Genomic DNA, 3,489 nt, shown 5'->3' with positions numbered 1-3,489 from the left:
TCGGTTGGTTCGCCGACGGGTCGGCCGTCGGCTTCGACCCAGGCGTGGGCTCCGAAGGGTGTGGTGCGTACTCCGCTGCACCAGGTGGGCCAGTGGCCGCGCATCCGGCACAGCAGGGCGGTGGCCAGGGAGCGTGGGAGGCAGTAGCGGCCCGCGCACAGGGTGCTGACCGCGGTCACGTCCTGCCGGGCGCGCAGCGCCTCGTCGTAGCGGGCGGGCCTGGCTCCGCGCCGGGCCAGGCCCAGTACGGTACGGAGCCGGCGCGGTGGCAGGCGGGCGAGGAGCCGGGCGGCGGTGACGGCGGTGTGGGCGGTGAGCCGGGTGCCGAGTCCGGGGCGGGTGCCGTCGGTGTCCAGGATCTGGCTCATGAGTCGGTCACCAGCTTCTCCTTGACGAGGTGTGCGACCAGTGCCGTGACGTCGGCGGTGGCGCGCTCGGGGGTGACCGGGCGGGTGGCGGCGAGCCGTTCGGCGGCCTGCTCGGGCGTGGCGCCCTCCAGCAGGACCTTCACCACGAGGGCTCCGGTGCCGTTCAGCTGCCAGTAGCGCCCGGCGCGTTCGTCGAGCAGGACCATGCTGTCGCCTGTGGCGCAGGCGGTGACATCAGCGCGTAGTCGGTGCACTGTTCATCTCCCTCATGCCGTCCGGGGTGTGGGGGTGCTCCAGGCTGCGCAGCCACGCCTCCACTGACAGCGTGGTCTCGAATTCCGCGGTCCCGCCGAGCAGCAGCTGGGGTGAGAGCAGGGCGCGGCGCAGGGCGTCCTCGTCGGCCAGGCCGGCGGCCACCAGGCGGGAGTCCTCGGCCCAGGCTGCCAGCGTGTGCCGGTTGCGGCGCAGGCCGTTGTGCCATTCGTATCCGAAGTGGTCCTTGGTGGTGCGGCGCAGGACGGCCTCCGGCACCAGGCCGTGCATGGCGGCGGCGAGGAGAGGCTTGTAGGACCAGGGGCCGGCGGCCTCATGCGGGCGGGCAGCGAGCGCGGCTGCGATGACGGCGTCGTCGCAGAACGGGCTGTGATACGGCAGCCTGTCAAGCTGCCCGCAGTGGGCCAGAGGGCCGGCGAGCCGGCCCCCACGCTGCGCGGAGGCCAGCCAGGCATGCCGGCCGCGTTCCGGATGCAGCGGCTCGGCCGCGTCCCGGGCCGCGCCGAGCAGCCGCTCACGGCACAACTGAACGGCCTGCTCGCTCGCCCAGGACGGAAGAGAGGGACGCAGCCCCCAGCGCAGGTCGTCTCCGGACACCGGCGCGCGCAGCAGTGAGGCGGCCTCGGTGAGCCAGGCCGCGTACGAGCCCCCGTCGAGCAGCGCCCTCGTGACCGCCCCGAGAGGCCGGCGGTGCCGCGCACGCCACCCGGCCGCATGACGCAGGCCGGCCGCAGGTGAGCGCCGCAGCAGACCGTGCACATACGAAGGCGGCGACTGGACGACCTGATCCCCGCCGAAACCGGACAACCGCAGCCGGGCCCCGCGCGCCCGCATCTGCTCGGCCAGATATTGCTGCTCCACCCGCGTACGCACGATCGCGGACGGCTCGTCGCCCAGATCCACGCATTCGTCCAGCCCGCTGAACTGGGCGGGCACATCGGCCGACGCGAACACCAGATGCTCGACACTCGGAAGCTGCCCGGCCGCCCGAGTGGCGAAGAGACGGTCTTCGTTGGTGGGTGCGCCCGCGTCCAGGGTGACGGCGACCAGCCGGGCGCCTGCCTGCGCGGCCAGGAAGCACAGCGAGGTCGAGTCCATGCCGCCGGACAGGTCCGCGCCCACCACCTCGCCGGGTCGGACCCGCAACGCGACCGCCCGCTCCAGCGCCTTGCGCAGCCCGGCCGCGGCCTCGCCCAGCGGGAGGTCGGCCGCCGGCGGTCGCCACCAGCGCCGGGAGCGCACCTCTCCGCCGGACGCCAGCTCCATCGCTGTGCCGGGCAGCACGGCGTGCACGCCACGCCACAGCGCATCCCAGCCGAGCGGGTGCGGGATGGTGTCGCCGGTGAGCCGCAGCGCCAACTGCGTGGTGTCCAGTTCCGCAGCGGTAAGCCGGGCGAGGACACGGGCCTGGCTGGCGCAGACCGTGCCGCCGCCGGCCTCGGCCCGGTACACCCTGCGCTGCCCGGAGAAGCTGCCCCGCACGTACGCGTGTCCCGCGACGGACGCGAGGACATGGAAGCAGCCGTGGGCATCGCGCAGCACCGGCTCGATGTGCGCGCTCTCGCTGATCTGCCGGGCTCGTGCGGCCAGTTCGGCGGGCTGAAGGGAACAGGTCCCGGCGACCGCCAGGCGCACGTCACCGACGGCGCAGGCAGTCAGCTCCTCGTCCAGCCAGCAGCCGGCCAGCCACGGACGGCCGGAAGCGTGCGGCACGATGCGCAGCACGGCCCGGCCGGCGAGGCCCCGCAGACAGTCGAGGAGACCGGGTGCCAGATCCCGGTCGGGAAGGACAACGAACCAGCAGGCCGGCGTGGCGGCCATCGACATCTCCAGATTGGGGGACAAGTGAGTGCGGACGACGTGGCACCGGGCGCCGGCCCGGGCCTCGCAGCCCGGGCCGGCACCCGCCTGGATCGTCAGATCCAGAGGCCAACCGGGTAGTCGGGCCAGTCCCCGAACTCGCCCTGGGTCAGCTCGGCGTACTGCCCGACCTCCGCCAGCAGCGGCGGCTCGTACACATCCGTGGTCTCAAAGCCCTGCAGCGTCTCCTGCACGCTGATCACCTCCATCCATATGGAGACGGAACGTCCGCCTCCAGTAAGTAAGTGAGGCAGACCCGTGCACCGCACAGCCAGCAACGCCGGGCCAATCCACCCGCAGGAAGGAAGCAGGCCGACGGCCCAGCAACACGCGCCAGGCGCGCACCACCGCTCGCTCGGCACGCGCCTGTCCGGTTGCCGGAGAACGGCGGGCAGCTCCCGGGCGGAGACAGGCTGCGCAACCTGACACCCATGGGCCTGAAGGCCGCCCCGCGCGAGCTGGGGCGGCCGGTGGGGGAGATGGGCAACCCGGCCCGCGGCGCCGGCCGCACCGGCGCCTTGCACCCGATGACGGTCAACGAAGCCGTGCTCGCCCTGCTGCGCCCGAAGCCGAACCTGTCCCAGCTCACAGGCGAGCCGGCCGACGTCCGCGCCGCCGCGCAGACGGCAGTCGACGCTCCCGCCGGGCTGGGCACCATCGCCTCCTACGCGACCGAGGTGGCGCTGCCCGCGACGGGCACCTGGTCCAACCCGGGTAAGGGCGGCGCCCAGGCGGACATCGTCATCACCGCCCCCGAGGACGGGGTGCCGCTGCTGTTCGTGGAGATCGACAACTGCTTCGAGTCCGCTCAGGTCCTCGCCGCGAAGATCGACAAGTACATGCGGTTCTACCAGCGCAAGGTGAAGGACGTCGACGGCAAGGAGCGGCCGATGTGGCGCACCCGCTGGTGGGTGCCCGACGGCCGCCACAGCGACCAGCCGCACCCCCCGCTGCTGCTCGTCTTCAACCGGATCGGCCCGCGCAACCC

At 73.3% G+C, this 3,489-nt stretch carries 5 protein-coding genes; 1 reads left to right on the top strand and 4 read right to left on the bottom strand.

What is annotated here, in order from left to right; translation table 11 throughout:
* The 4 genes from RM812_RS41045 to RM812_RS41030 form a co-directional block, all read right to left on the bottom strand.
* Positions 1–368 (bottom strand): lasso peptide biosynthesis B2 protein (locus tag RM812_RS41045; protein WP_311585956.1); only part of this gene is annotated, 368 nt, incomplete at its 3' end.
* A complete protein-coding gene (locus RM812_RS41040) occupies positions 365–574 on the bottom strand; it encodes a lasso peptide biosynthesis PqqD family chaperone (protein WP_311585954.1) in 210 nt (69 codons plus the stop codon). The genes RM812_RS41040 and RM812_RS41045, both read right to left, overlap by 4 nt.
* A gap of 28 nt (positions 575–602) precedes the next feature.
* Positions 603–2,462: an asparagine synthase-related protein gene (locus tag RM812_RS41035; RefSeq protein ID WP_311585952.1), complete on the bottom strand. Its 1,860-nt coding sequence runs from the start codon at positions 2,460–2,462 to the stop codon at positions 603–605.
* Between the two features lie 95 nt (positions 2,463–2,557).
* Complete coding sequence (locus tag RM812_RS41030; protein ID WP_311585950.1) at positions 2,558–2,695, bottom strand: lasso RiPP family leader peptide-containing protein; 138 nt, start codon at positions 2,693–2,695, stop codon at positions 2,558–2,560.
* A gap of 237 nt (positions 2,696–2,932) precedes the next feature.
* On the opposite strand from RM812_RS41030, the gene RM812_RS41025 reads away from it, so the two are divergent.
* The coding region (locus RM812_RS41025; protein WP_311585948.1) for a replication-relaxation family protein at positions 2,933–3,489 on the top strand (557 nt) is incomplete at its 3' end.

The sequence above is a fragment of the Streptomyces lancefieldiae genome, assembly GCF_031845825.1.
Classification (GTDB): domain Bacteria; phylum Actinomycetota; class Actinomycetes; order Streptomycetales; family Streptomycetaceae; genus Streptomyces; species Streptomyces lancefieldiae.
This window is presented reverse-complemented; position numbering and strand designations above follow the sequence as displayed.